We start from the raw sequence: 24,762 nt of genomic DNA, 5'->3' as shown, positions 1-24,762 counted from the left end.
GACCCCGCCAATTGGCGGGGTCTTGTTGAGAGGCAATCAACCGAAGCGGTAGGCCCCCATATAGAGGCTGCCGCCATCCCAGCTCTCGTGCAGCCGGGTCGGTGCCGCACCATCGGCTGCCCCCAACGCCACAAAGAGCGGGCGCAGGTGGTCATCGTGGGGATGGGACTCCACCGCTCCGGGGGCCTGCTGGCGATAGTCGAGCAGCGCCAGCCGATCCTCGTCGGCCATCTTCTGCTCCAGCCAGTCGACAAACTGGCTGGCCCACTCCGGCACCGGCGAGCCTTCCGGTGCCAGCGCCCGCAGGTTGTGGGTGATGGCACCGGAGGCGAGGATGCCAATCCCCTGACTGCGCAGCGCCCCCAACACCTCTCCCAACTGCCACAACTGGGCCGGGGTGAAGCTCGCGGGAATGGAGATCTGCACCAGCGGGATCTCGCTCTCAGGGTCGATCAGGGAGAGCGGCGACCAGACTCCGTGATCCAGCTCGCGCCGCACCGGGGTTGCGGTCAGTCCGGCCAGTGCCAACTGGTCGCTCACCCCTTGTTGCAGCCACTCGGGGCTGCTGGCAGGCCAGCGCATCCGGTAGAGGGGCTCGGGGAAGCCGTAAAAGTCGTACATCAAGGCCGGTTTGGGCTCGACGTTGATCTGCAGTTCGCGGCTGAACCAGTGGGCGGAGATGACCACCAGCCCCTTGAGCTCACCCAGACGCAGGGTTCGCAGAAAGCGGGTGGCGGGTTGCTCACGCAGCACCAGATCCGGTGCGCCGTGAGAGATAAACCAGACGGGGGCGAGGGACATAAAACGGACTCCAACAAAGTATCAGGGGCGATACCGGAGGGGATATCGCTGTTGGAATCGATTATCCCCCCGCCATTAAAGGTGAACAATCCAGCAAGATAGATAAGAACTATCAACCAATGGTTGATAATTTCACGCCTTCACGACCGGTAAACAGCAATAGATATCAAGGCTAAGGAGCATCCGGCAGTGGTCGGGCTGCACGAAGCGCCATCCGGGTCGCTGCACTGTGATCCTGCCACTCTCGCCACGCCAATCCCTCGGCGGCCGCCTCCCCTTTCACTGGATGGGAGAAGATCGCCAGCAGACCGGCATTATCAGGCCAGTAGCGAGCTGGAAGCGTCTGAACCAGCAGCAGGGCGGCGCCCAGCAAGAGCAGCGCCCATCCGGTTTCATGGCTGTTTTTCATCCCGACCTCCTTCACCCGCGCGCCAATGAACTAACATTTTTGCGCAAGCCGGTGACAAGACGGTGACAGCGAACGGGTGGTCATTTTACAACATCTGAACCTCAACCCGGCCAAACAACCACAGATGGCAACATTTGTATCCCTTCAGCCCGAACCTGTGGCCGTATGCTCTAAAATGTGACTCACAGGAAAACGTTATCCCTGAAAAGAAAACGTTATCTGGTCAAAACGTTGTTTCTGGATCATAAAAAGATTCCAAAAACTGGTGTATATTGCTCGGCGGAAATTCCTTAACCATGAAGATTGACATGAAAAAGACCAAAATTGTCTGCACCATCGGTCCGAAGACCGAATCCAAAGAAATGCTGGCCAAAATGCTGGACGCCGGCATGAACGTCATGCGCCTGAACTTCTCCCACGGTGACTACGCCGAGCACGGCAGCCGCATCAGCAACCTGCGCGCTGTGATGGCCGAAACCGGCAAGCACGCAGCTATCCTGCTGGACACCAAGGGTCCGGAAATCCGAACCATGAAGCTGGAAGGCGGCAACGACGTCGCGCTGGTCGCTGGCCAGACTTTCACCTTCACCACCGACCAGACCGTGGTTGGCAACAAAGACAAAGTGGCCGTGACCTATGCTGGTTTCGCCAACGATCTGCGCGTCGGCAACCGCATCCTGGTTGATGACGGCCTGATCGGTCTGGACGTTATCGAAATCACCGAGCGCGAAGTTATCTGTAAAGTGCTGAACAACGGTGACCTGGGCGAGAACAAAGGCGTTAACCTGCCGGGCGTCTCCATCAAGCTGCCGGCCCTGGCCGAGAAAGACAAGCGCGACCTGATCTTCGGTTGCGAGCAAGGCGTTGATTTCGTTGCTGCTTCTTTCATCCGTAAGAAAGAAGACGTTCTGGAAATCCGTGAGCACCTGAAAGCCCACGGCGGCGAGAACATCCAGATCATCTCCAAGATCGAAAACCAGGAAGGTCTGGACAACTTCGACGAGATCCTGGCTGTTTCCGACGGCATCATGGTTGCTCGTGGCGACATGGGTGTAGAGATCCCGGTTGAAGAAGTTATCTTCGCCCAGAAGATGATCATCGCCAAGTGCAACAAAGCCCGCAAAGTGGTTATCACTGCCACCCAGATGCTGGACTCCATGATCAAGAACCCGCGTCCGACCCGCGCCGAAGCTGGTGACGTGGCCAACGCCATCCTGGATGGTACCGACGCAGTGATGCTGTCCGGTGAATCCGCCAAGGGTAAGTACCCGCTGGAAGCCGTGACCATCATGGCCACCATCTGCGAGCGTACCGATGCCGTGATGCCGTCCAACCTGTCTGCTGCCAACGACAGCAACAAGCTGCGCATCACCGAAGCCGTATGTAAAGGCGCCGTAGAGACCTCCGAGAAGCTGGACGCCCCGCTGATCGTGGTCGCAACCGAAGGCGGCAAGTCTGCCAAGGCCATTCGCAAGTACTTCCCGAAAGCCTGGATCCTGGCTATCACCACCAACAAGAAAACTGCTGCCCAACTGGTTCTGACCAAGGGTGTAGTTGCTCACGTGGTTGACAGCATCGCCTCTACCGACGATTTCTATCGCATCGGTAAAGAAGCCGCGCTGGAAATCGGCATGGGTCTGAAAGGTGACGTGGTTGTGATGGTCTCCGGTGCTCTGGTACCGAGCGGCACCACCAACACCGCTTCTGTTCACGTTCTTTAATCAGAGCTGAACGAGTTGAAAACGGCGCCTGCGGGCGCCGTTTTTTTTGTCCCTCCCCCCTGCTTACCTGACAAGCCCGGTGTTAGAATCCACGCGAATTTAATCTATGCGGGAAATCTCCCGAATATCGCGTAATAACCCGGAAGTTATATGCCCTCAATACGTTTTAAAAGAGTCTCGGCCACCCTGTTGCCGCTGCTCTGTCTCCTCGCCAGCCTCTGCGTCCCGCAAGCCATGGCGCAAGATGTCCCCTCTCGCAACGCAGTTCAGCGAGCGCTGGATGGTCTGGGTAAATCAGAGACCCTGACCGTCAGTCAGCAAGCGGATCAGAAGTTGCTGACCGAAACCCTCGGTCTGCTCGACAGCATCGACAAGGAAGAGGCGAAGGCCAAGACCCAGGCCCAGCGGATCCGCAACCTGCCCACCGAACTCAGAGAGATCAGTGCCAAGCTCGATGCCCTGACCAAGGGCAAGAGTGCCGAGCAGATCAAGAGCGAATACGCCAGCATGAGTCTGGCAGAGCTCGACAGCCGTCAGCCGGAAGTGCTGGCCAACATGCAGGCGGCCCAGGAGGCCCTCGGCGCCATCGGCAGCCAGCTCACCAGCTTGCAGACCCTGCCGGAGCGGGCCCAGGCCAGCATGAGCCGTGCCTACCAGCGCAGTCAGGAGATCCGTACCCGCCTCAACGCCGGTGAAAGCGTCTCCAGCGCCGAGAAGATGAAGCTCGGTGCCGAACTGGCCCTGCTCGACCTGCAACTGGCCCACCTGCAAAAGGAGCTGGATAACCGTACCAGCATGCAGGATCTGGCGATCAAGCAGCGCGACTACCAGAGTGCCCGTCTCGCCAGCGAAGAGCAGAAACTGCAGCTGTTGCAGGATCAGAGCAGCGCCAAGCGCCTCGGCGACACCGAAAAAACCGCCGAGCAGACCGGTGAACTGGTGGCGACCGAAGACAGCCCGCTGGTGCAAAAAGAGCAGGAACTCAACCACCAGCTCAGCCAGCAGCTGATCGGTGCCACCACCAGCCTCAACTCGCTGGTACAGAAAAACCTGCAAGCCAAGAGCTGGCTGGAGCGCGGCATCCAGACCGAGCGCAACCTCAATGAACAGGTGCAGATGCTCAAGGGCAATCTGCTGCTGTCACGCATCCTCTATCAGCTCTACCAGCAGCTGGAAGCGGCGCCCACCATCGCCGTCAAAAATCTGGAAGAGCAGATTGCCGATCTGCATCTGGCCCAGTTTGAACTGAGCCAGCAGCGTGACCAGCTGTTCCAGAAGAACCTCTATCTGGACAATCTGATCGCCGGCAGCAAGGATCCGGTCAGCGAGGAGGACAAAGAGAGCCTTGCCAAGCTGCTCGACACCCGCATCAATCTGCTCGATCAGCTCAACCGCCAACTCGACAGCCAGCTCACCAACGCCATCAGCCTGCAGCTGACCCAGCAGCAGCTGGCTCGGGTCTATGCCTCTATCGAGTTTACCCTGCAGCAACACATCTTCTGGGTAAGCAGCAACAAGCCCATCGACAGCAAGTGGTTTATCAGCTGGCCCGCCCAGGCCTACAAACAGGCCTCCGACTGGGTATTGAAACCGGACTGGAAACGCTGGCGCGAAGAGCTCTTGGGGATCTCCCTGCTCGCCTTCCCGCTGCTGCTGATCGGCGGCCTGCTGGTCTGGAAACGTCCGGCGCTGGTTGAGCGCGAGAAGAAGATCACCAAGGACCTTGGCCGTTTCCGTCAGGACAGCCAGTGGCACACCCCGCGCGCCCTGCTCTATACCGTGCTGCAACGCCTGCCGGGCAGCATGTTCATTCTGGCTGGCGGTCTGCTGCTCACCTACTGCGGTCTGCTCAGTCCCAAGCTGATGTTCCAGATCACCCTGAACCTCGCCCTCGGTTATCTGGTGTTCAGCGTCTATCTGGCGGTGATGCGCCCGGGCGGCATCGCCGAAACCCACTTCCGGATCCCGAAAGCGGAGCTGCAGGCCAAGCGCAACAGCATGCGCTACATCTGGTTGCCACTGCTGCCGCTCATCATGCTCGCAACCAAGGCGGTGGTTGAACCCTCCACCCTGGGCAACGACGTGATCGGCCAGGCCATGACCCTGACCCTGCTGGGGCTGGCCGCCTATCTGGTGTTCCCCATCTCCCGCGCCCGCATCAAGGGCGAGGCGAGCATGCAGAAGTCGCTGATCGCCATCGCCCTGGCGCTGGCGCCGGTGGCGCTGATCGTGCTGGCGGTGCTCGGTTACTACTACACCGCGCTGAAGCTGACCGGTCGCCTGATCGAATCCTTCTACCTCATCATCATCTGGAGCCTGGTCTACCGCACCGCCCTGCGTGGTCTGGAGCTGGCTGCCCGTCGTCTGGCCTACCGCCGTGCGGTGGCCAAGCGTGAGCATAAATCTTCGGAAGATGCGGAAGGTGGCGAGTCCATCGAAGAGCAGCCCATGGATCTGGAGGATGTCAGTCAGCAGTCCCTGCGTCTGACCCGTACCGTGCTGATGCTGATCTTCGGTGTCGCCTTCTACTGGCTCTGGTCTGATCTGGTCGCGGTCTTCTCCTACCTCGACAGCATGGTGCTGTGGCACCGCAGTGAAGGCACCGGCGCCAACGCCGTGCTGTTCCCCATCAGCCTGAGTGATGTGCTGATCGGCTTCCTGCTGCTCGGCGGTGCCTGGTCACTGGCGCGCAACCTGCCCGGCTTGCTGGAGGTGCTGGTGCTCTCCAAGCTCAACCTGGCTCAGGGTACCGCCTACGCCATCACCACCATGCTCAACTACGTGCTGATCGGCTTTGGCTCCCTGACCGCTCTCTCCATGATGGGCGTGCAGTGGGACAAGCTGCAGTGGGTAGCGGGTGGTCTGTCAGTCGGTATCGGTTTCGGCATGAAGGAGATCCTCTCCAACTTCGTCTCCGGCATCATCATCCTGTTCGAGCGTCCGGTGCGGATCGGTGACACCGTCACCATCGGCTCCTTCTCCGGTACCGTCTCGCGGATCCGCATTCGCGCCACCACCCTGACCGACTTCGACCGCAAAGAGGTGATCATCCCCAACCAGCAGCTGATGACAGAACGGCTCATCAACTGGTCCCTGAGTGACACAGTCACCCGGGTGATCGTGCGGGTGGGCGTGGCGTACGGCTCGGATCTGGAGCTGACCCGCACCCTGCTGAAACAGGCGGCCGACGAAAACAGCCGCGTGCTGAAAGACCCGGCACCCATCGTCTACTTCCTCACCTTTGGCGCCAGCACTCTGGATCACGAGCTGCGCTTCTTCGTGAGCGAACTGGGGGATCGCAACCCGGCGGTAGACGAGTTGAACCGCAAGATCGACCAGCTGTTCCGCGAGAACGGCATCGAGATCGCCTTCAACCAAATGGATGTCTACATCAAGAACATGCAGGGCGAAGAGCAGAAGGTGGAGTCCAACTCCGCCGCCCTGCCGCCGCCCGCGGAAGATGGCAAGCAGCCAGCCTGATAGCGAACTGCATGAATCTGATGGCAACAGCCGCTCACCCTGGTGAGCGGCTTTTTTATGCCCTGTTTATGAAGATAGAGACGGCTATCCACCGCCAGCATGGCTGGCCGCCGCACAACAGGCAGCCACCACTCTTGATAAAATATAAAGAGAAATAAAAGTATAAAAACAAACACTTGCCCCACACCACTACTTACCGCATGGATGAAACCTGCGCCCTTCTCCCCTCACCGCGCCCCCCATACCGCGCTCGCTCCGGCTCCCGGACTTTTATAACTTTTTTTAATTTTATTTGAGTGTCCTCTTCATCCTGACCATTGCAAAGTGGCGCCATTCCAGCGCCGGGCCCAGTGACCACCGCCCGGCTGACACCGACTTGCTCATTTGATAATTGAAAGGATCCGAGAGATGAAACACCCCTTGATGGTAATGGGAATAGCCGCCTGTCTGGCATTAAGCGGCTGCCAGAATATGGACACCAAGAAAGTCCTGATAGGTGCAGCTGCGCTGGGGGCCATCGGCGCCGCTGGCTATTACGCCGGGAAAAAGCACAGCGATAACAAACACGAGCATGATGGCCAGCATGACGATAGCGATGACCAGCATATGGCCACCAGCAAGATGCCCCGTTACTGCTCGGGGGAAGCGGCCAGCAAATTCCATGTTTCCCCGCGCGATATCACCACCGAGTCGGCAGAAGAGAGTGGCCAGAGATACAAGGTCTATGGCCAGTACGAGACCGACGATGATGCGGTCGACTTTACCTGCACCTTCAATCACGACGGGCGCTTCCTCTCGGTCGTTCGCAGCTGATTGGCCAGCGGTTACAGCCAATTCACCACAGGCATCCCATACAGGACACTCACGATGAAACAGCAACGCAGCATGATCGTCAGCCTCATTGCGCTGGCTCAGACACGGATACCGGATGACATGCCGGCGTTCTGCCACGCCTTTGCCATCAAACCGGAAGACAAGCTCTATCTGCCACCTTCCGAGCGTGTGAAGATTTGGTGACCATCAGCAGGGGCCCTGGCCCGAAAAGCTCCAGCAGATGGACCACATCCACCTGAGCTGAAGATGACCGACACAGGAAGTATCTGTTTTACCCGGTCTGGTTTTTCCCGACCCGCATGTGCCTGACCATGTGGGCTTTTTTGATCTTATTGCTCCTCCCCCCTGCCCAACCAGCTTTCACTCGGCACTGTCGCAGCAAGCAACACCGACTCTTTTTCGCGTTTGCTATTGGCTGAAAATCCAGTGATGGAACCGCTATAAATCGGTTTACCGCCACACAGGTCTGACCTATGGTAAAGCATGCAAAAGATGCATCGTGGAGCCGCTTTTCCTATGAATGACCGAGAACTGCAACAGATCCTGTTTCGCTCCTTCGATGTGATCCCGCTGCCTATTCTGGTGTCAGAATCCATTGCCCGTCACGATGACTACTCACCCGACATGATCCCGCAGCGGCGCCACCGCTTTCTGAATAAAGCCTTTATTGAGCAGCTGGGCTACAACCTTGACGATCTGCCGGACATGGCCTCCTGGTTTCAGGTCGCCTACCCGGATGAAGGGTATCGCCGCACCATCATCGACTCTTGGCACTCCCAAGTGGAACAGAGCTTGTCGCAAGGGCTGGAGGTCGCCGAGATGCCTGCGCTGATCCGCTGCAAAAGCGGTCAGTCGCGCTGGTTTATCGTCACTGCCCAGCTGGGAGCCGATGCCATCCCGGATGGCCATATCGTCACCTTTCGCGATATCCACGACCTGCAGTGCATGGTGGAGGAGGTGAGCCGCCTCTCCTGCACCGATCCGCTCACCGAACTGACCAATCGGCGTGGCGCCCAGCAACAGTTGCAGGCCCTTTGGTTGCAAGGTGAGCCCCTCTCCGTGGTGCTGGGAGATATCGACCATTTCAAACAGGTCAATGACCGCTATGGCCACCCTGCGGGTGATGCCGCGCTCTGCGCCGTCGCCCACGCCATGGCGAGCCAGCTGTTGCCGGGAGAGAGTCTGGCCCGTTGGGGTGGAGAGGAGTTCCTGCTGATCCTGCCTGGTTGCGATATTGACCAGGCGGCACGGCGCGCCGAACAGCTGCGCCAGCATGTCACTACCACCCGCTTGCCATGGCAGGGGGATCAGCTATCCCTCACCATCAGTCTGGGGTGTGCCAGCATGAAGGGGCAGGAGGGCATCGACTATCTGCTGATGATGGCAGACCGGGCCCTTTATCAGGCCAAGGATCAGGGCCGTAACCGGGTTGTCATCTCGATGGAATAGAGTGGTAACCAGAATGGAAAGCCGACTCGCGGCCATAAAAAAACCGAAGCACAAAGCTTCGGTTTTTTACTGCGCAACTGGCGTGAGCCAGCCGGGCATTACTTCTTGATACGGATAACCGGGGTCTCGCCCACAGTCACGGCACCAGTCATTTTGATCAGCTCTTTGATCTCGTCCATGTTGGAGATGACAACCGGAGTCAGGGTAGACTTGGCTTTCGCTTCCAGAACGGCCAGATCGAACTCGATGATGGTGTCGCCGCGCTTGACCTGTTGACCTTCCTGAGCGATACGCTTGAAGCCTTCGCCTTTCAGTTCAACGGTGTCGATACCGAAGTGAACGAACAGCTCGATACCGGAGTCGGATTCCAGAGAGAACGCGTGGTTGGTCTCAAAAATCTTGCCGATGGTGCCGTCGCACGGAGCAACCATCTTGTTGCCAGCCGGCTTGATGGCGATACCGTCACCAACGATCTTCTCGGCGAAGACAACGTCAGGCACATCTTCGATCGGCACGATTTCGCCAGACAGCGGAGCAAAGATTTCGATGCCGCCGGTGTCAGAGCTATCGTCGGAAACCAGTTTCTTCAGTTTATCAAACAGACCCATATAAAGCTCCTAGAGATGATTTGTCGCTGTTTGCAGCCGATCTTAGCAGACTGCCTTCTGCTTAATAAAGTTATCTACGCATGCTTCGATTTCAGCGGCGGTGGCAAAGCTCAGTGCTTGATCAGCCATTGCCTTCACATCTTCGAAGTTGGTGTTGCGGATAAGCTTCTTGATACGCGGTACAGAGATGGCGCTCATGGAGAACTCATCCAGACCCATACCCAGCAGCAGCAGGGTAGCGCGCTCGTCACCAGCCAGTTCACCACACATACCGGTCCACTTGCCTTCGGCGTGGGACGCATCGATAACCATCTTGATCAGGGTCAGGACGGAGGGTGACAGCGGGTTGTACATGGCGGAGATCATCTCGTTACCACGATCGACAGCCAGGGTGTACTGGGTCAGGTCGTTGGTACCGATACTGAAGAAATCCACTTCCTTGGCCAGATGATGAGCCATCACGGCAGCGGCCGGGGTCTCGATCATGATACCCACTTCGATGGATTCATCAAAGGCTTTGCCTTCGGCACGCAGTTCGGCTTTCAGCGTCTCTACGGTAGCTTTCAGGCTACGGAACTCTTCGACAGAGATGATCATCGGGAACATGATGCGCAGTTTGCCGAAGGCAGAGGCGCGCAGAATGGCCCGCAGCTGAGCGTGCATGATGTCTTCGCGGTCGAAGAAAATACGCACGGCACGCCAGCCCAGGAAGGGGTTCATCTCTTTCGGGAAATTCATGTAGGGCAGCTCTTTGTCGCCGCCAATGTCCATGGTACGCACGATGATCGGCTGATCCGGCATCGCTTCGGCCACTTCTTTGTAGGCTTTGAACTGCTCTTCTTCGGTCGGCAGCGCGTCACGATCCATGAACAGGAACTCGGTACGGTACAGACCCACGCCTTCGGCGCCATTACGGATGGCACCTTCGGTATCCTTGACGGTACCGATGTTGGCGCACACTTCAACCTGGTGACCATCCAGCGTGATGGCAGGCAGATCTTTCAGCTTAGCCAGCTCATCTTTCTCGGCCTGGAACTGAGCCTGGAACTTCTTGGCTTCGGTCAGCTGTTCAGCGGTCGGATTGATGATGATCTGGTTGTTGATCGCATCCAGCACCAGCATGTCACCGTTCTTGACGCGCTCGGTGATGTCGTTGGTGCCTACCACGGCCGGCAGCTCCAGGGAGCGGGCCATGATGGAGGTGTGAGAGGTACGGCCACCGATGTCGGTGACGAAACCCAGCACATATTTCAGGTTAATCTGAGCGGTTTCAGACGGGGTCAGGTCTTTGGCGACCAGAATCACCTCTTCGTCGATGGTGCTCAGGTTGACAACGGCGATGCCCAGTACGTTCTTGACCAGACGGGTACCGATGTCACGGAAGTCGGTAGCGCGTTCGCGCAGATAAGGGTCATCCAGCTCGGCCATCATCTTGGCGTACTGTTCGATCACCTCATAGATGGCTTTGTCAGCGGAAGCCTTGTTCTCTTTGATGAAGGATTTGATATCCCCTTCCAGCTCCTCATCTTCGAGCAGCATGATGTGGCCTTCGAAGATGGCCTCTTTTTCCTCACCGAAGGTGCGACCGGCCATCTCTTTGATGGCTTCCAGCTGGGTAGCTGACTTGGTACGAGCTTCGAGGAAACGGTTGATCTCGGCATCAATCTGGTCAGCAGAGATTTTGCCCTGATTGATAACGATTTCATCTTCTTTAAGAAGAAGCGCCTTACCGAATGCGATACCGGGGGACGCAAGAATGCCAGATATCATAATCCTTCCTATTAAAACGACTGTGGGGGAGGAATCTAAAGCTGGATTACTCCAGCTCGTCCATCAGGGCAACCAGCTTCTCAACAGCTTGCTGAGCATCCGGGCCGTCAGCCTGGATAGTTACGTTGGTACCCTTGGTCAGGCCCAGGGTCTGCAGCTTGAACAGGCTCTTGGCGCTGGCGGACTTGCCACCGGAGACCACAGTGATCTCGCTTTGGAATTCTTTGGCTTCTTTCACGAACTGAGCTGCCGGACGGGTGTGCAGGCCGTTTTCAGCAGTAATAACAACAGACTTCTCGTACATGGTTTCACCCCATATTATTGATATTTTTTGGTGGATTGGTCGTTTTTGAAGCAACCTGACCCACCGTGTCAGTATGGATATGTTGTAAAGTAACGAAAGCAGACCCGCAATGGTTTAATCCAGGTCAAGTTTCTGTGCAGTAATCGGCGCGCTGGTTGGCAATTTTCAGTTATTGGGCTACAAGCCGCATCAGGACTGGCCTGAAATTATTTTATAACGAAAAATAACACTTTGTTACTTTGTGATACCCAGCCAGCAAACACCGCGTGACGCCGCACAGGATATGAGATTTAGAGCGGAATGTCTGCTTTTTTTCTCACTCCGGAACTTGTTATTTTACCCCAAAAAATAAGGATCAAGTGACACTAACAGGGGTTGAGTCTAGCCCATAAAGAAGCGGCGCTCCTGGGAGCGCCGCTGTTTTGAAAGATTCCGATCAGTTACTGCTGCAGTTCCTGCTCGCTGAACACCCCGGCAAACAGGGCGCTGGAGAGGTAACGCTCCGCCGCGCTCGGCAGGATGACCACTATGGTTTTGCCCGCAAATTCCGGCAGCTCGGCCAGACGGCTGGCAGCCACCACCGCAGCACCGGAGCTGATACCGGCCAGGATCCCCTCCTCCTCCATCAGGCGACGGGCCATCTCGATGGCTTCGTCACTGGTCACCTTCTCCACCCGATCGATGAGGGAGAGGTCCAGGTTACCCGGGATAAAGCCGGCACCGATCCCCTGGATCTTGTGGGGGCCCGGTTTGATCTCTTCCCCGGCCAGCTTCTGGCTGATGACCGGCGACTCGGCCGGTTCGACCGCGACAGAGACCACGGCCTTGCCTTTAGTCTGCTTCAGGTAACGGGAGACACCGGTAATGGTGCCGCCGGTGCCGACCCCGGCCACGAACACATCCACCTCACCGTCAGTGGCATCCCAGATCTCGGGGCCGGTGGTCTTTTCGTGGATCTCCGGGTTGGCCGGGTTTTCAAACTGTTGCAGCAACACATACTTGCCCGGCTCGGACTCGAGGATCTCGTTGGCCTTGGCAATGGCCCCTTTCATGCCGAGGGGCCCTTCGGTCAGCACCAGATTGGCACCGAGTGCCTTGAGCAGCTTGCGGCGCTCCAGACTCATGGTGGCCGGCATTGTCAGGGTGATGGGATAGCCGCGAGCTGCCGCGACAAAGGCCAGAGCAATACCCGTGTTGCCGCTGGTGGGCTCGATGATCTCCTTACCCTTGGTCAGGATGCCGCGCTTCTCGGCATCCCAGATCAGGTTGGCACCGATCCGGCACTTGACGCTGAAGCTGGGGTTACGGCTCTCGATCTTGGCCAGCACGCGGCCTTTGGTAACACGGTTGAGACGAACCAGCGGGGTGTGACCGATAGTCTGGCTGTTGTCCTCAAAAATTTTGCTCATGGCGCTATCCCTGTGTTTGTTACGACGATGAAACAAGATTACCCTGTGGTTTCTGAATGAGAAGTGACTATTCGTTATAACCATATGGTATTACAACATATAGAGCTTATTCTCTCTGGCCCCTGACTCCGGGCGCCAATCGCCAAAGGAACCGACGTTATGGGATTTTCAGGAAGCAGCCAGTATCTCGCCTCCGATGCATTGAAGATGGCGGTCAATGCCGCCATCACCCTCGAAAAACCGCTGCTGATCAAAGGGGAACCGGGCACCGGCAAGACGGTGCTGGCAGAAGCGGTCGCCGACCATCTTGGCACCGATCTCATTGCCTGGCATATCAAGTCCACCACCAAGGCTCAACAGGGACTCTACGAATATGATGCGGTGGCCCGGCTGCGCGACTCCCAGCTCGGCGACCCCAGAGTGGCCGATATCAGTCACTACATTCGTAAAGGCAAGTTGTGGCAGGCTTTTAGCGCCGAGCAGCGACCTGTGCTGCTGATCGACGAAATCGACAAAGCCGACATCGAATTCCCCAACGATCTGCTGCTGGAGCTGGATCGGATGGAGTTCGACGTCTATGAGACCGGCGAGCGAGTCAGGGCGCGCCAGCGGCCGGTGGTCATCATCACCTCCAACAATGAAAAAGAGTTGCCGGACGCTTTCCTGCGCCGCTGTTTCTTCCACTACATCCGCTTCCCCGACAAGGCCGAGATGCAGGCCATCGTCAAACTCCACTACCCCGACCTCAAGGAGAACCTGCTCGGCGAGGCGATGGATCTCTTTTTCGAGCTGCGCGAGGTAGAGGGGCTGCGCAAGAAGCCCTCCACTTCCGAGCTGCTGGACTGGATCCGCCTGCTCTTGGCCGACGATATCGCCCCCGAGGCGATGCGCGCCCGCGAGCCCGGCAAGCTGGTGCCCGCGCTATACGGTGCTCTGCTCAAGACCGAGCAGGATCTGCATCTATTCGAGAAGATCGCCTTTTTGGCCCGGCGCGGCAGCTGACTCATGCTGATCGACTTTTTTACCCACCTGCGCCGCCACAAGCTCCCGTGCAGCCTGCGCGAACTGCTGGACTTGCACGCCGCGCTGGCTGCCAGGCTGGTCGCTGTCGATATGGACGAGTTCTACCAACTCTCCCGCTGCCTTCTGGTAAAAGACGAGGCCCACTACGATCGCTTCGATCGCGCCTTCGCCGAATACTACGAGGGGCTGGACGCCATCCCCCTGCTGCCGGAGAGCCTGCCCGAGGAGTGGCTGCGCAAGGAGTTCGAACGGCTGTTGAGCCCAGAGGAGAAGGCGCTGCTCAAATCCCTCGGCGGACTCGACAAGTTGCTTGAAACCCTTAACCAGCGCTTAAGCGAGCAGAAAGAGCGCCACGCCGGCGGCAACAAGTGGGTAGGGACCGGCGGCAGCAGCCCGTTTGGCCATGGCGGTTTTCACCCCGAGGGGGTGCGCATGGGTGGAGAGGGGCAGCATGGCAAGGCGGTCAAGGTGTGGGAGGCCAGACATTATCGCAACTTCAGCGACGATTCACCGCTGGGGCAACGGGCCATCCAGCTGGCGCTGCGCAAACTCAGACGCTGGGTGCGCAAAGGCAATCCCGACGAGCTGGACCTCGACGACACCATAAAAAGCTCTGCCCGGCAGGGTTGGCTCGATGTGAAGCTGCGGCCCGAACGCCACAACGGGGTGAAGCTATTGGTTTTCTTCGATGTGGGAGGCTCCATGGATGCCCACGTGGCCGAGGTGCAGCGTCTCTTCTCTGCCCTGCGCCATGAATTCAAGCATCTGGAGTACTTCTATTTTCACAACTGCCTCTACGACTTCGTCTGGAAAGATAACGAGCGCCGCTTTGAGGAGCGGTTCGATACCCTGCGGCTGCTGCGCACCTACGGCAGCGACTACCGGGTGATCCTGGTGGGGGATGCCACCATGGGCCCCTACGAGATCACCTGGCCGGGCGGCAGTGTCGAGCAGTGGAACGAGGAGTCGGGTCAGGTGTGGCTCACCCGCTTGCAGCAGCACTTTCCCAAACTGGTGTGGATAAACCCCACCCCGCGGCGGGAGTGGCTCTGGCATCCCTCCATCAAACTGATGAATGACGTGGTTGGCGGACGGATGCATCCGCTGACCCTGGCGGGTCTCGCTGCGGCGATTGACCAGCTGTAACCCTCTCACCCCTATAAACCGACAAGCCGGGAACGCACCCGGCGAGGAGCAAAGATGACCTCTATCGTGATCAGTGGCTCAGGCCTCTATACCCCACCCTTTGCCGTCAGCAATGAAGAGCTGGTAGCCGCCTTCAACCAGTATGTGGATCTCTACAACGAGGAGAACGCCTCCGCCATCGATGCCGGCCAGCTTCCCGCCAAGCAGCACTCCAGCTGCGAGTTCATCGAGAAGGCCTCCGGCATCAAGAGTCGTTATCTGGTGAGCCGAGAGGGTGTGCTCAACCCCGACATCATGCAACCGCTGATGGCGGAGCGGCCCGATGAGATGCCCTCCATCATGGTGGAGATGGCGGTGGCCGCCGCCGAGCAGGCACTGATCGCCGCCGGCCGCGAGCCTGGCGAGATCGATCTGGTGATCGTCGCCGCCTCCAACATGCCGCGCCCCTACCCGGCGCTGGCCATCGAGCTGCAGCACTATCTGGGGGCGAGCGGCATGGCCTTTGACATGAACGTGGCCTGCTCGTCTGCCACCTTCGGGATCAAGACAGCCGCCGACATGCTGGCGGCAGGCAGCGCCAAACTGGCGCTGGTAGTCAATCCGGAGATCTGCTCGGGGCACCTCAATTTTCGCGATCGGGATAGCCACTTTATCTTCGGCGATGCCTGCACCGCGGTGCTGCTGGAGCGGGAGGCCGATTGCAAGGTGGCCAATCCGTGGCAACTGGTAGCCAGCAAGCTGGTGACCCAATACTCCAACAACATCCGCAACAACTTCGGCTTTCTGAACCGGCTGAGCCCGCGCACCCGCTACGGCGACGACAAGCTGTTCCGCCAGCAGGGGCGCAAGGTGTTCAAGGAGGTGTTGCCGCTGGTGTGCGAGCAGATAGCCAACCAGCTCGATGAGCAGGGCTGGCCCGCCGAGAGCCTGAACCGGCTCTGGCTCCATCAGGCCAACCTCACCATGAACCAGTTCATCGGCCGCAAGCTGCTGGGCCACGATGCCAGCCAGCAGGAGGCGCCGGTCATTCTTGATAGCTATGGTAATACCAGCTCGGCGGGTTCCATCATCGCGTTTCATCTGTACAATCGCGACCTTCCTGCGGGAGCCCGCTGCGTACTGTGCTCCTTTGGCGCAGGCTACTCCATCGGTAGCCTACTGCTGCGGCGCCTGTAATGGCGGGCCTCCCGCCGACATAACAACAACCAGCAACATGGGTGGGAATATGCAGAGGATCACGGGGCGCTGCGCCCTGCACTACGGGGTAACCCTGTCACTATTTTGTCTCTATGGCTGGCAGGTTTGCCCGTTTCTCGAGAGTCTCACCCTGCCCCAGTTGCTGGGGCCGACCCTGGTGACGTTCGCCATCATGTTCGCCGTGCGCAATTGGCTGCTCTCAAGTCGGCCCTTGGCGCTCAACGGGCTGGACGGGTTTGGACTGGAGGTGGGTTTCTACCTGCTGGGAGCACTGCTGCTGTCGGGCTACAACGCTCTGGCCCACGACTTCCCGCTGGAGAGTCACCTCAAGGTGCTGCTGGGGATGACCACCCTCGGCTTTCTGGTGGCGGCCGATCTGACCCTGGAGCGGGATTGGAATCGGGCCAGAACACGGCAAGCCGAGCAGAGCCTGGCACTGAGCCACCCGCTGGCCATGCCGCTGCCACGCAAGTTCACCCTCTTTACCCTGGCGACCCTCACCCTGCTGGGGGGGGTCTTCTTCTTGCTGTTCAACAAGGATCTGGAGTGGCTGGTGACGGTGGAGCGCAGCCTGCCGAGGGTCGATGCCCAGCACTACATCCTGTGGGAGATCGCCTTCGTAATGACGGTGACCTTCTGTTATCTCGCCCTCATTATTCACGGTTATGGTCGCAATCTCGGCCTATCCCTGCGCCAGCAGACCCGCACAATGGCCAGAGTACAGTGCGGTGACTTCGACGCCCGGGTGCCGGTCACCCGGGATGACGAGTTCGGTCTTATCGCCGCCAGCACCAATCAGATGATCGGCGAGCTGAAATCCCGCAGTGACGAGCTCAACCTGACCCGCGACGTGGCCATCCTCGGCCTCGCCTCGCTGGCAGAGACCCGGGACAACGAGACCGGCGCCCATATCATTCGCACCCAGCACTATGTGAAGGCGCTGGCGCAATACCTCAGTCGCAGTGATTGGGATCGCTATCAGCTCGATGACGCCACCATCGACCTGTTGTTCAAGTCGGCTCCCCTGCACGATGTGGGCAAGGTGGGCATTCCCGATGCCATCCTGCTCAAACCGGGCAAGCTGACCGACGAGGAGTTCGCCATCATGAAGCGCCACCCGCAGATCGGCGCCGATGCGCTGGCGAGTGCCGAGGCGCAGCTGGGCTCCAACTCCTTCCTGCGGCTGGCGCGGGAGATCTCCCTCACCCACCACGAGAAGTGGGATGGCAGCGGCTATCCGGCAGGGCTGGCGGGTGAGGATATTCCCCTCTCCGGGCGTTTGATGGCGGTAGCGGATGTCTACGATGCCCTCATCTCGAAACGGGTCTACAAACCCGCCTTCAGCCATGAGGACGCGAAGGAGATCATCGTGAAAGGGAGCGGCAGTCATTTCGACCCGAACATAGTCAAGGCGTTTCTCGCCTGCGAGGCGCAGTTCAAGGAGATAGCGGCCAAATTTCAGGATCATCGCTGAGTCGGCAAACCCGTTAACGAACCGACAGGTGAAAACTTCGCCTCCCCAAGCTGTTGACAATAAACTTATTTTTGCAAATCACCGCTATTTTTTGACCATTTGAGCGGCACAATCCCGACTCTGGATCACAAGATGAAGGGAAAGTGCCGTCATTTGTCTCTTGTCCACTCGGATAGCTTCCAATGAGTGCGAGGTTTGCTATCATCCGGAGACATTTTTACCTGTAACCGGTCACAAAAGAATCCCTCATGTACACACAGTTCTTTGGCCTCTCGGAACACCCGTTCTCCATCTCGCCCAATCCCAAATATCTCTACATGAGCGAGCGGCACGGGGAGGCTCTGGCCCATCTCAGCTACGGATTGCAGGATGGCGGCGGCTTTGTGCTACTAACCGGCGAAGTGGGCACCGGCAAGACCACGGTCTCCCGCTGCCTGCTGCAACAGCTGCCCGCCGAGACCGAGATCGCCTATATCCTCAACCCCTCTCTGACCGAACGGGATCTGCTGGCCGCCATCTGTGACGAGTTTCAACTCCCCTATCCCGAAGATGCCGGGATCAAGCGGCTGTTCGACCTTATTCGCGATCACCTGCTGGCCAACCTGGCGGCAGGCAAGCGCAGCGTGGTACTGGTGGATGAGGCGCAGCACCTGCTGCCCGGCGTACTGGAGCAGCTGCGTCTGCTCACCAACCTCGAAACCGACGAACGAAAACTGCTGCAGGTGGTGCTGATCGGTCAGCCCGAGCTGCAACAGATGCTGCGCCAACCCCTGCTGCGCCAACTGGCCCAGCGCATCACCGCCCGCTACCACCTGCTGCCCCTCTCCGCCACCGATGTAGATGCCTACGTCCGCTTCCGGCTGCAAGTTGCAGGCTGCGTACAACCCATCTTCACCCCGCGCGCCATCAAGACGCTTCATCGCCTGAGTGGCGGCATCCCCCGTTTCATCAACCTCATCTGCGACCGCGCCCTGATCGCCGCTTTCGCCCGTGGCAGCTACAAGATTGTCCACAGCGATATCAGCCAGGCTGCCTTCGAGGTCAATGGCGTTCGGGACGAAGGAAGCTGGGCCTCCGGTCTGATGGTGACGCTGGCGGGCTCCCTGCTGGTGGCCGCAGGCTGGTGGGGCTGGCAATTTTTCGGCGTGTTCCCCACCCGTCCGGTAGTCAAGGTCGAGGTGCCGGTCACCATCGACGAGACCGCCGAGCAGCAGGAGCAGCTGACCGAGGCGATCAATCAGGCCATCGACCCCGACAGCGCCATGCAGAATCTCTATCGGGTCTGGGGTTATGAACCGGAACCGTTCGAGGCAACCTGTGACAATGCCCCCCGTGCCGGTCTGCGCTGTCAGGAGGGAGAGGCAAGCCTCGACGAGCTGCGCGCCCTGCAGTATCCCGCCATGATCACGCTCACTGACCAGACTGGCGGCCTCTACTATGCGACCCTGGTCAATCTGGGGCCGAACAAAGCCAGCCTGATGATCGGTGACCAGAGCTGGCAGGTGGATCGCCAGTGGCTCAGCGACAACTGGGGCGGCAGCTACACCCTGCTCTGGCGCATGCCCAAAGGGGGCGTCAGCCTGATCGCCAGCAATGCCGGTCAGACCCAGATCCAGTGGCTCGACAACGCCCTGAGCCGTGCGTTGCAACAACCCGAGCGCAAGGTGCGCCGTTTCGATGGCGAGCTCAAGAACAAGCTGCAGCAGTTCCAGCGAGATCAGGGGCTCACCCCTGATGGCATCGCGGGCAGCAACACCCTGCTGCGTCTCAACGCCCTCTCCGGTGAACCCATGCCCAGACTGGAGGAGGCCTCCTGATGTCTACCCTGCTCAAGGCGCTGCGCCGTGCGCAGCAACCGCAACTCTCCGCCCATATTCCGGCCATGGGCTTGCCCATGCCCCGGGAAGAGGAGCGCAGCCCACGCCGCATCGGCTGGCTGCTGGCACCCCTGGCCCTGTTGCTGGGGGCGGGCGCCAACTATGGCTGGCATCTGCTCCACCTGCGCCCCATCGAGGAGAAGGTGGAGGTGAAAGAGGTGATCACTCCGCCCTTCGTGCGGGTCGAACCCAAGGCAATGGTGACCCGTCCACTGCCCCCGCCCCTGCCGGAGCCGGTGGTACAACCCAGAGCCGTGGCCAAAAACGAGGGGGTGAGTCAGGGGAATACCCCCACGCTGAGTCTGGCCGAGCAGCTGATGAAAGCCCTCAATGAAACCCCATTGCAGGAGACGCCACACGCCACTAGCCAGAACGTGCAACCGGCCCAGTTGATGGCGCTGGGCTCGGCGCCCCAGTCGGTGCGCCAGCAGGTGCCACAGCTGAGCTATGGCTCTCATGTATTCTCCTCCAACCCCGCCAAGCGCGCCGTAGTGCTCAATGGCCGGGAATACCGGGAGGGGAGCGAAATCGCCCCGGGAGTCGTGCTCGCGACCATCGACCAGCAATACATAGTGCTTCAGGTCGCCGGACAGAGCGTGACCCTCAAGGCGCTGCAGGATTGGCGAGGGTGAGTACGTACCGTACCCTAATGTTCGCTGGCAAGCAGGATGCACCTCACCTGAGTGCCACTTTTGTGAGCATTCAAAGGTTTACGGTGTGATGAAATATCCATTTTTACGGTTTGGTGCGCCCGGACCCGTTGTGTCACAGCCACCGGCCGTACACAATACGCAGCCGCCCCAGAGCCTGGAATTTGTTGATTAATATGACGCTACGATTCAGGGATGACATCTTGACCATGCTGCTGGCCCAGTGCCGGCGGCTTCCCATGACCAGAGTCACCCAGGTGGCCTTTCTGGCGCTGCTGATCATGCTGGCCCAGCAGAGCGCCGCCCTCACCTGGCGTCTGCTCACCCTGGCAAGCCCGCAAACCAGCCAACCGTGGCAACCCTCCGCCGTGGCGGTCAGCGGCGAGAACAACCCGCGCCTTGAACTGGGCGAGGTAAGCCGACTGGCGCTGTTTGGCAAGGCGATCCCCAAGGCACAGGCCAAAGCCGCCGTGGCCGCCAATGCGCCGCGTACCCAGCTCAATGCCCAGCTCAACGGGGTGTTGGCCAGCTCGGATCCCGCCAAATCCATCGCCATCATCGCCATGTCCGGCATCCAGAACTCCTATGGGGTCGGTGACATGATTGACGGCACCCAGGCGCGGATCCGGCAGGTCTATCCGGATCGGGTGATCATCGAGCGGGATAGCCGCGACGAGACCCTGATGCTGGATGGCGAGGAGTATGGCAAGCCGCTGCCGCAGACCAACGCTGCCCCCCTTGGCTCCCTACGCAGCGAGCTGATGGCCGATCCGGGCAAGATCACCGATTACCTCAATATTTCACCGGTTCAGGTGGATGGTCGCATGACCGGCTATCGCCTCAACCCGGGCAGCAATCCTGAGTTTTTCAACCAGAGCGGGCTGCAGGCCAATGACCTGGCCATCAGCATCAACGGGCTGGATTTACGGGACAACATGCAAGCCATGCAGGCGATGCAGCAGATGGCTGGCGCAACGGAAATGACAGTGACCGTCGAGCGACAGGGCGAACAGTTCGACATCTATGTGCGCTTGTCAGAATAATGATTTGGAGTCGTACCAATAATGACCACTAAAGGGAAAAGCTGGCGTCTGGCCACTATCGCAGCGGCACTGATGATGGCGGGCTCAGCCTGGGCCACCGAATACTCTGCCAGTTTCAAGAACGCCGACATTGAAGAGTTCATCAATACGGTGGGCAAGAACCTCAATAAAACCATCATCATAGAGCCCTCGGTGCGCGGCAAGATCAACGTGCGCAGCTACGACCTGCTCAATGAGGAGCAGTACTACCAGTTCTTCCTGAGCGTGCTCGACGTCTACGGCTTTGCCGTGGTACCGATGGACAACGGGGTGCTCAAGGTGCTGCGCTCGCGGGATGCCAAAACCTCCGCCATTCCGGTGGTGGATGGCAGCAACCCGGGCTCCGGCGACGAGATGGTGACCCGTGTCGTGCCGGTGCGCAACGTCTCGGTCCGTGAACTGGCGCCGCTGCTGCGCCAACTCAACGACAACGCCGGTGGTGGCAACGTGGTGCACTACGAGCCCTCCAACGTGCTGCTGATCACCGGCCGCGCCGCCGTGGTCAACCGTCTGGTAGAGGTGGTGAACCGGGTCGACCGCGCCGGCGATCAGGATGTGGACATCATCAAGCTCAAGTTTGCCTCGGCGGGGGAAATGGTACGGCTGGTGACCAACCTCAACAAGGATGGCAACCCGCAGGGCGGCACCGCCTCCCTGCTGCTCTCCCCCAAGGTGGTGGCCGACGAGCGCACCAACTCGGTGGTGGTGAGTGGTGAGCCGAAAGCGCGCGCCCGCATCATCCAGATGGTGCGCCAGCTCGACCGCGACCTGCAAAGCCAGGGCAACACCCGGGTCTTCTACCTCAAATATGGCAAGGCCAAAGACATGGTCGAGGTGCTCAAGGGGGTCAGCTCCAGCATCGAGGCCGACAAGAAGGGCGGCGGCGCAACCACAGGTGGCGCCAGCATCGGCGGAGGCAAGCTGGCCATTTCAGCCGACGAGACCACCAATGCGCTGGTCATCACCGCCCAGCCGGACGTGATGTCCGAACTGGAGCAGGTGGTGGCCAAGCTCGATATCCGCCGCGCCCAGGTGCTGGTGGAGGCGATCATCGTTGAGATAGCGGACAGCGATGGCCTCAACCTTGGCGTCCAGTGGGGCAATGCCAATGGCGGCGGCACCCAGTTCACCAACACCGGCCTCCCCCTCGGCGGCGTCATTGCGGCCGGCAAGGATTACCAGAACGGTGATTCGACTGCAGCCAGTAAACTTTTGGAAAACTTTAACGGCATGGCTGCCGGTTTCTATCACGGCGACTGGGCCATGCTGGCCACGGCGCTAGCCTCCAATACCAAGAACGATATTCTCTCTACCCCCAGTATCGTTACCATGGACAACAAGGAGGCCTCCTTCAACGTCGGTCAGGAGGTCCCGGTCCAGACCGGCTCGCAAAGCTCCACCTCCGGCGACAACATCTACAATACCATCGAACGCAAGACAGTGGGCACCAAGCTGGTGGTGACCCCGCAGATCAACGAAGGGGATTCGGTGCTGCTCACCATCGAGCAGGAGGTCTCCAGCGTAGCAAACAAGCCCGCAGAGGGGACAGCAAACCTTGGCCCCACCTTCGATACCCGTACCGTCAAGAACGCGGTGCTGGTCAAAAGCGGCGAAACCGTGGTGCTGGGCGGTTTGATGGACGAACAGACCAAGGAGTTGGTGTCCAAGGTGCCGCTGCTTGGCGATATTCCGGTGCTGGGCTATCTGTTCCGCTCCACCTCCAACAGCACCTCCAAGCGCAACCTGATGGTCTTTATCCGGCCAACCATCTTGCGTGATGCAGACGTCTACTCCGGCATATCCAGCAACAAATATTCTATGTTCCGCGCCGAGCAGCTCAATGCCGCTTCGCAGGAGGGGTATCTCACCTCCCCCGCCCGTCAGGTATTGCCTGCCTACGGTCAGGATGTGATGGTGTCGCCCGAGCTGCAAAAAGAGATCCAGAAGCAGATCAACGAGATGCGGAACAGACAGCAAAGCACTGTCGAGACCACCACCCCGTTTGTGCAGAGTAAGCCCTGATGAGTGCCTACCATCTGGATGGAAGCGCCGGGCCTGCGCCACTGCCCGAGCTCCCCTTTGTCTTTGCCCGCAACTTCGGGGTGATCCTGATTGAGCGGGACGGCGCTCCTGTGCTGCAGTGCCGCCCTGGCGTCACCCCGCAGGCCCTGCTGGAGGTGCGGCGGGTCGCGGGTTGCAGCTTCGCGGTTGAGCAACTCGACAACGACGCCTTCGAAGAGCTGCTGATGGCTCACTACCAGCGCGACTCCTCCGAGGCGCGTCAGCTGATGGAAGATCTTGGCAACGAGATGGACTTCTTCGCCTTGGCCGAAGAGCTGCCGCAAAGCGAAGATCTGCTGGACGCCGATGACGACGCCCCCATCATTCGCCTCATCAACGCCATGCTGAGCGAGGCGATAAAAGAAGAGGCTTCCGATATCCATATCGAGACCTTCGAGCGGGCGCTGGTGATCCGTTTTCGCATCGATGGGGTACTGCGGGAGATCCTGCGCCCCCATCGCAAGCTGGCCTCACTGCTGGTCTCGCGGATCAAGGTGATGTCGCGCATGGATATTGCCGAGAAGAGGGTACCGCAGGATGGCCGTATCTCGTTGCGTATCGGCGGTCGCGCCGTCGACGTGCGGGTCTCCACCATGCCGTCCAGCTACGGCGAGCGGGTGGTATTGCGTCTGCTCGACAAGAACAACGTGCGCCTCGAGCTCAAGCAGCTGGGGATGACCGCGGCCAACCGCACCATCATCAGCGAGCTTATTCGCAAGCCCCACGGCATTATTCTGGTCACCGGCCCGACCGGTTCCGGTAAATCCACCACCCTCTATGCGGCGCTGTCAGAAATCAACTCGCGGGATCGCAACATCCTGACGGTGGAAGACCCTATCGAATACGACCTCGAAGGGGTGGGCCAGACCCAGGTCAACAGCAAGGTGGATATGACCTTCGCCCGCGGCTTGCGCGCCATTTTGCGTCAGGATCCGGATGTGGTGATGGTGGGGGAAATTCGAGATCTGGAAACCGCTCAGATCGCGGTACAGGCGTCGCTGACCGGTCACCTGGTGATGTCGACCCTGCACACCAACACCGCCATTGGCGCCATCACTCGGATGCGGGACATGGGGATCGAGCCCTTCCTGCTCTCCTCGTCGCTCTTGGCTGTGCTGGCCCAGCGGCTGGTGCGCACCCTCTGCCCCGATTGCCGCGCCCCGCGCCCCATTACCGAGCAAGAGCGCCTCGCCATGGGCATCGAGCTGGCCCCCGATCAGCAGGTGTGGCGTCCGGTCGGGTGCGAGCTGTGCAACCACACCGGCTACCGTGGCCGGACCGGCATTCACGAGCTGGTGGTGATCGACGAAGCGGTGCGTGAAGCCATTCACAGTGCCAGCGGCGAGCTCGCCATCGAGCGACTGATCCGCGGCCACACCCCCAGCATCCGCCGTGACGGCATCGACAAGGTCCTCAAGGGGCAGACCAGCCTCGAAGAGGTGCTGCGCGTGACCCGGGAAGATTGAG

20 protein-coding genes are annotated in these 24,762 nt (G+C 59.4%); 14 read left to right on the top strand and 6 right to left on the bottom strand.

The window, feature by feature from the left end:
• Nucleotides 1-36 precede the first annotated feature (36 nt).
• A complete protein-coding gene (locus tag A9G06_RS06055) occupies nt 37-801 on the bottom strand; it encodes a class III extradiol ring-cleavage dioxygenase (protein ID WP_069554588.1) in 765 nt (254 codons plus the stop codon).
• A 172-nt stretch (nt 802-973) separates the two neighbouring features.
• On the bottom strand, nt 974-1,210 hold the full coding sequence (locus A9G06_RS06050) for a hypothetical protein (protein ID WP_069554587.1): 237 nt from the start codon (nt 1,208-1,210) through the stop codon (nt 974-976).
• Between the two features lie 308 nt (nt 1,211-1,518).
• On the opposite strand from A9G06_RS06050, the gene pykF reads away from it, so the two are divergent.
• The 5 genes from pykF to A9G06_RS06030 all read left to right on the top strand — a co-directional run bounded on the left by pykF (nt 1,519) and on the right by A9G06_RS06030 (nt 8,694).
• A complete protein-coding gene (pykF, locus tag A9G06_RS06045; RefSeq protein ID WP_031227651.1) occupies nt 1,519-2,931 on the top strand; it encodes a pyruvate kinase PykF in 1,413 nt (470 codons plus the stop codon).
• A 150-nt stretch (nt 2,932-3,081) separates the two neighbouring features.
• Entirely contained in the window at nt 3,082-6,411 is a 3,330-nt protein-coding gene (gene mscK, locus A9G06_RS06040) for a mechanosensitive channel MscK (protein WP_005359039.1), read from the top strand.
• Nucleotides 6,412-6,819: 408 nt separating this feature from the next.
• Nucleotides 6,820-7,224, top strand: coding sequence for a hypothetical protein (locus A9G06_RS06035; RefSeq protein ID WP_069554586.1), 405 nt, complete (start codon nt 6,820-6,822; stop codon nt 7,222-7,224).
• Between the two features lie 54 nt (nt 7,225-7,278).
• Nucleotides 7,279-7,428 carry a hypothetical protein gene (locus tag A9G06_RS22250; protein ID WP_171903379.1) on the top strand — a complete coding sequence of 50 codons (150 nt, stop codon included), beginning with the start codon at nt 7,279-7,281 and terminating at the stop codon, nt 7,426-7,428.
• Nucleotides 7,429-7,761: 333 nt separating this feature from the next.
• Complete coding sequence (locus tag A9G06_RS06030; protein WP_069554585.1) at nt 7,762-8,694, top strand: sensor domain-containing diguanylate cyclase; 933 nt, start codon at nt 7,762-7,764, stop codon at nt 8,692-8,694.
• A gap of 98 nt (nt 8,695-8,792) precedes the next feature.
• On the opposite strand, the gene crr is transcribed toward A9G06_RS06030, so the two are convergent.
• The 4 genes from crr to cysK form a co-directional block, all read right to left on the bottom strand.
• Entirely contained in the window at nt 8,793-9,302 is a 510-nt protein-coding gene (gene crr / locus A9G06_RS06025) for a PTS glucose transporter subunit IIA (protein WP_005338264.1), read from the bottom strand.
• 42 nt (nt 9,303-9,344) lie between these two features.
• Nucleotides 9,345-11,072, bottom strand: coding sequence for a phosphoenolpyruvate-protein phosphotransferase PtsI (ptsI, locus tag A9G06_RS06020; protein WP_019446785.1), 1,728 nt, complete (start codon nt 11,070-11,072; stop codon nt 9,345-9,347).
• A gap of 46 nt (nt 11,073-11,118) precedes the next feature.
• The gene (locus A9G06_RS06015) at nt 11,119-11,376 is read right to left on the bottom strand and encodes an HPr family phosphocarrier protein (protein ID WP_005338266.1); all 258 of its coding nucleotides are present in this window, start codon (nt 11,374-11,376) and stop codon (nt 11,119-11,121) included.
• Between the two features lie 440 nt (nt 11,377-11,816).
• Nucleotides 11,817-12,785, bottom strand: a complete 969-nt coding sequence (gene cysK / locus A9G06_RS06010; RefSeq protein WP_005338267.1) for a cysteine synthase A — start codon at nt 12,783-12,785, stop codon at nt 11,817-11,819.
• A 159-nt stretch (nt 12,786-12,944) separates the two neighbouring features.
• Between cysK and A9G06_RS06005 the strand changes: the two genes are divergently transcribed.
• The 9 genes from A9G06_RS06005 to exeE all read left to right on the top strand — a co-directional run bounded on the left by A9G06_RS06005 (nt 12,945) and on the right by exeE (nt 24,761).
• Nucleotides 12,945-13,787 carry a MoxR family ATPase gene (locus A9G06_RS06005; protein ID WP_069554584.1) on the top strand — a complete coding sequence of 281 codons (843 nt, stop codon included), beginning with the start codon at nt 12,945-12,947 and terminating at the stop codon, nt 13,785-13,787.
• 3 nt (nt 13,788-13,790) lie between these two features.
• On the top strand, nt 13,791-14,954 hold the full coding sequence (locus A9G06_RS06000; protein WP_069554583.1) for a VWA domain-containing protein: 1,164 nt from the start codon (nt 13,791-13,793) through the stop codon (nt 14,952-14,954).
• A 54-nt stretch (nt 14,955-15,008) separates the two neighbouring features.
• Nucleotides 15,009-16,130 (top strand): beta-ketoacyl-ACP synthase III, encoded by a 1,122-nt coding sequence (locus tag A9G06_RS05995; protein WP_069554582.1) that lies wholly within the window; start codon nt 15,009-15,011, stop codon nt 16,128-16,130.
• Nucleotides 16,131-16,179: 49 nt separating this feature from the next.
• Nucleotides 16,180-17,625, top strand: coding sequence for an HD domain-containing phosphohydrolase (locus A9G06_RS05990; protein ID WP_069554581.1), 1,446 nt, complete (start codon nt 16,180-16,182; stop codon nt 17,623-17,625).
• 248 nt (nt 17,626-17,873) lie between these two features.
• The gene (locus A9G06_RS05985; protein ID WP_069554580.1) at nt 17,874-19,442 is read left to right on the top strand and encodes an ExeA family protein; all 1,569 of its coding nucleotides are present in this window, start codon (nt 17,874-17,876) and stop codon (nt 19,440-19,442) included.
• Complete coding sequence (exeB, locus tag A9G06_RS05980) at nt 19,442-20,134, top strand: GspB family T2SS assembly factor variant ExeB (protein ID WP_069554579.1); 693 nt, start codon at nt 19,442-19,444, stop codon at nt 20,132-20,134. The genes A9G06_RS05985 and exeB overlap by 1 nt, the downstream gene beginning before the upstream one ends.
• A 227-nt stretch (nt 20,135-20,361) precedes the next feature.
• Entirely contained in the window at nt 20,362-21,195 is an 834-nt protein-coding gene (gene exeC, locus A9G06_RS05975; RefSeq protein ID WP_139126169.1) for a GspC family type II secretion system variant ExeC, read from the top strand.
• A 21-nt stretch (nt 21,196-21,216) separates the two neighbouring features.
• Nucleotides 21,217-23,256 (top strand): GspD family T2SS secretin variant ExeD, encoded by a 2,040-nt coding sequence (gene exeD, locus A9G06_RS05970; RefSeq protein WP_069554577.1) that lies wholly within the window; start codon nt 21,217-21,219, stop codon nt 23,254-23,256.
• Entirely contained in the window at nt 23,256-24,761 is a 1,506-nt protein-coding gene (exeE, locus tag A9G06_RS05965; protein ID WP_069554576.1) for a GspE family T2SS ATPase variant ExeE, read from the top strand. The genes exeD and exeE overlap by 1 nt, the downstream gene beginning before the upstream one ends.
• Nucleotide 24,762 lies beyond the last annotated feature (1 nt).

Source organism: Aeromonas sp. DNP9 (assembly GCF_001728955.1).
Taxonomy (GTDB): domain Bacteria; phylum Pseudomonadota; class Gammaproteobacteria; order Enterobacterales; family Aeromonadaceae; genus Aeromonas; species Aeromonas veronii.
This window is presented reverse-complemented; position numbering and strand designations above follow the sequence as displayed.

Coding starts and splice junctions, on each gene's coding strand:
- mscK (WP_005359039.1), top strand. CDS start 3,082: ATGCCCTCAATACGTTTTAAAAGAGTCTCGGCCACCCTGTTGCCGCTG.
- A9G06_RS06035 (WP_069554586.1), top strand. CDS start 6,820: ATGAAACACCCCTTGATGGTAATGGGAATAGCCGCCTGTCTGGCATTA.
- A9G06_RS05995 (WP_069554582.1), top strand. CDS start 15,009: ATGACCTCTATCGTGATCAGTGGCTCAGGCCTCTATACCCCACCCTTT.
- exeB (WP_069554579.1), top strand. CDS start 19,442: ATGTCTACCCTGCTCAAGGCGCTGCGCCGTGCGCAGCAACCGCAACTC.
- cysK (WP_005338267.1), bottom strand. CDS start 12,785: ATGAGCAAAATTTTTGAGGACAACAGCCAGACTATCGGTCACACCCCG.
- A9G06_RS06000 (WP_069554583.1), top strand. CDS start 13,791: ATGCTGATCGACTTTTTTACCCACCTGCGCCGCCACAAGCTCCCGTGC.
- A9G06_RS06055 (WP_069554588.1), bottom strand. CDS start 801: ATGTCCCTCGCCCCCGTCTGGTTTATCTCTCACGGCGCACCGGATCTG.
- crr (WP_005338264.1), bottom strand. CDS start 9,302: ATGGGTCTGTTTGATAAACTGAAGAAACTGGTTTCCGACGATAGCTCT.
- ptsI (WP_019446785.1), bottom strand. CDS start 11,072: ATGATATCTGGCATTCTTGCGTCCCCCGGTATCGCATTCGGTAAGGCG.
- A9G06_RS06005 (WP_069554584.1), top strand. CDS start 12,945: ATGGGATTTTCAGGAAGCAGCCAGTATCTCGCCTCCGATGCATTGAAG.
- A9G06_RS06050 (WP_069554587.1), bottom strand. CDS start 1,210: ATGAAAAACAGCCATGAAACCGGATGGGCGCTGCTCTTGCTGGGCGCC.
- A9G06_RS05985 (WP_069554580.1), top strand. CDS start 17,874: ATGTACACACAGTTCTTTGGCCTCTCGGAACACCCGTTCTCCATCTCG.
- exeE (WP_069554576.1), top strand. CDS start 23,256: ATGAGTGCCTACCATCTGGATGGAAGCGCCGGGCCTGCGCCACTGCCC.
- exeC (WP_139126169.1), top strand. CDS start 20,362: ATGCTGCTGGCCCAGTGCCGGCGGCTTCCCATGACCAGAGTCACCCAG.
- A9G06_RS06030 (WP_069554585.1), top strand. CDS start 7,762: ATGAATGACCGAGAACTGCAACAGATCCTGTTTCGCTCCTTCGATGTG.
- exeD (WP_069554577.1), top strand. CDS start 21,217: ATGACCACTAAAGGGAAAAGCTGGCGTCTGGCCACTATCGCAGCGGCA.
- pykF (WP_031227651.1), top strand. CDS start 1,519: ATGAAAAAGACCAAAATTGTCTGCACCATCGGTCCGAAGACCGAATCC.
- A9G06_RS05990 (WP_069554581.1), top strand. CDS start 16,180: ATGCAGAGGATCACGGGGCGCTGCGCCCTGCACTACGGGGTAACCCTG.
- A9G06_RS22250 (WP_171903379.1), top strand. CDS start 7,279: ATGAAACAGCAACGCAGCATGATCGTCAGCCTCATTGCGCTGGCTCAG.
- A9G06_RS06015 (WP_005338266.1), bottom strand. CDS start 11,376: ATGTACGAGAAGTCTGTTGTTATTACTGCTGAAAACGGCCTGCACACC.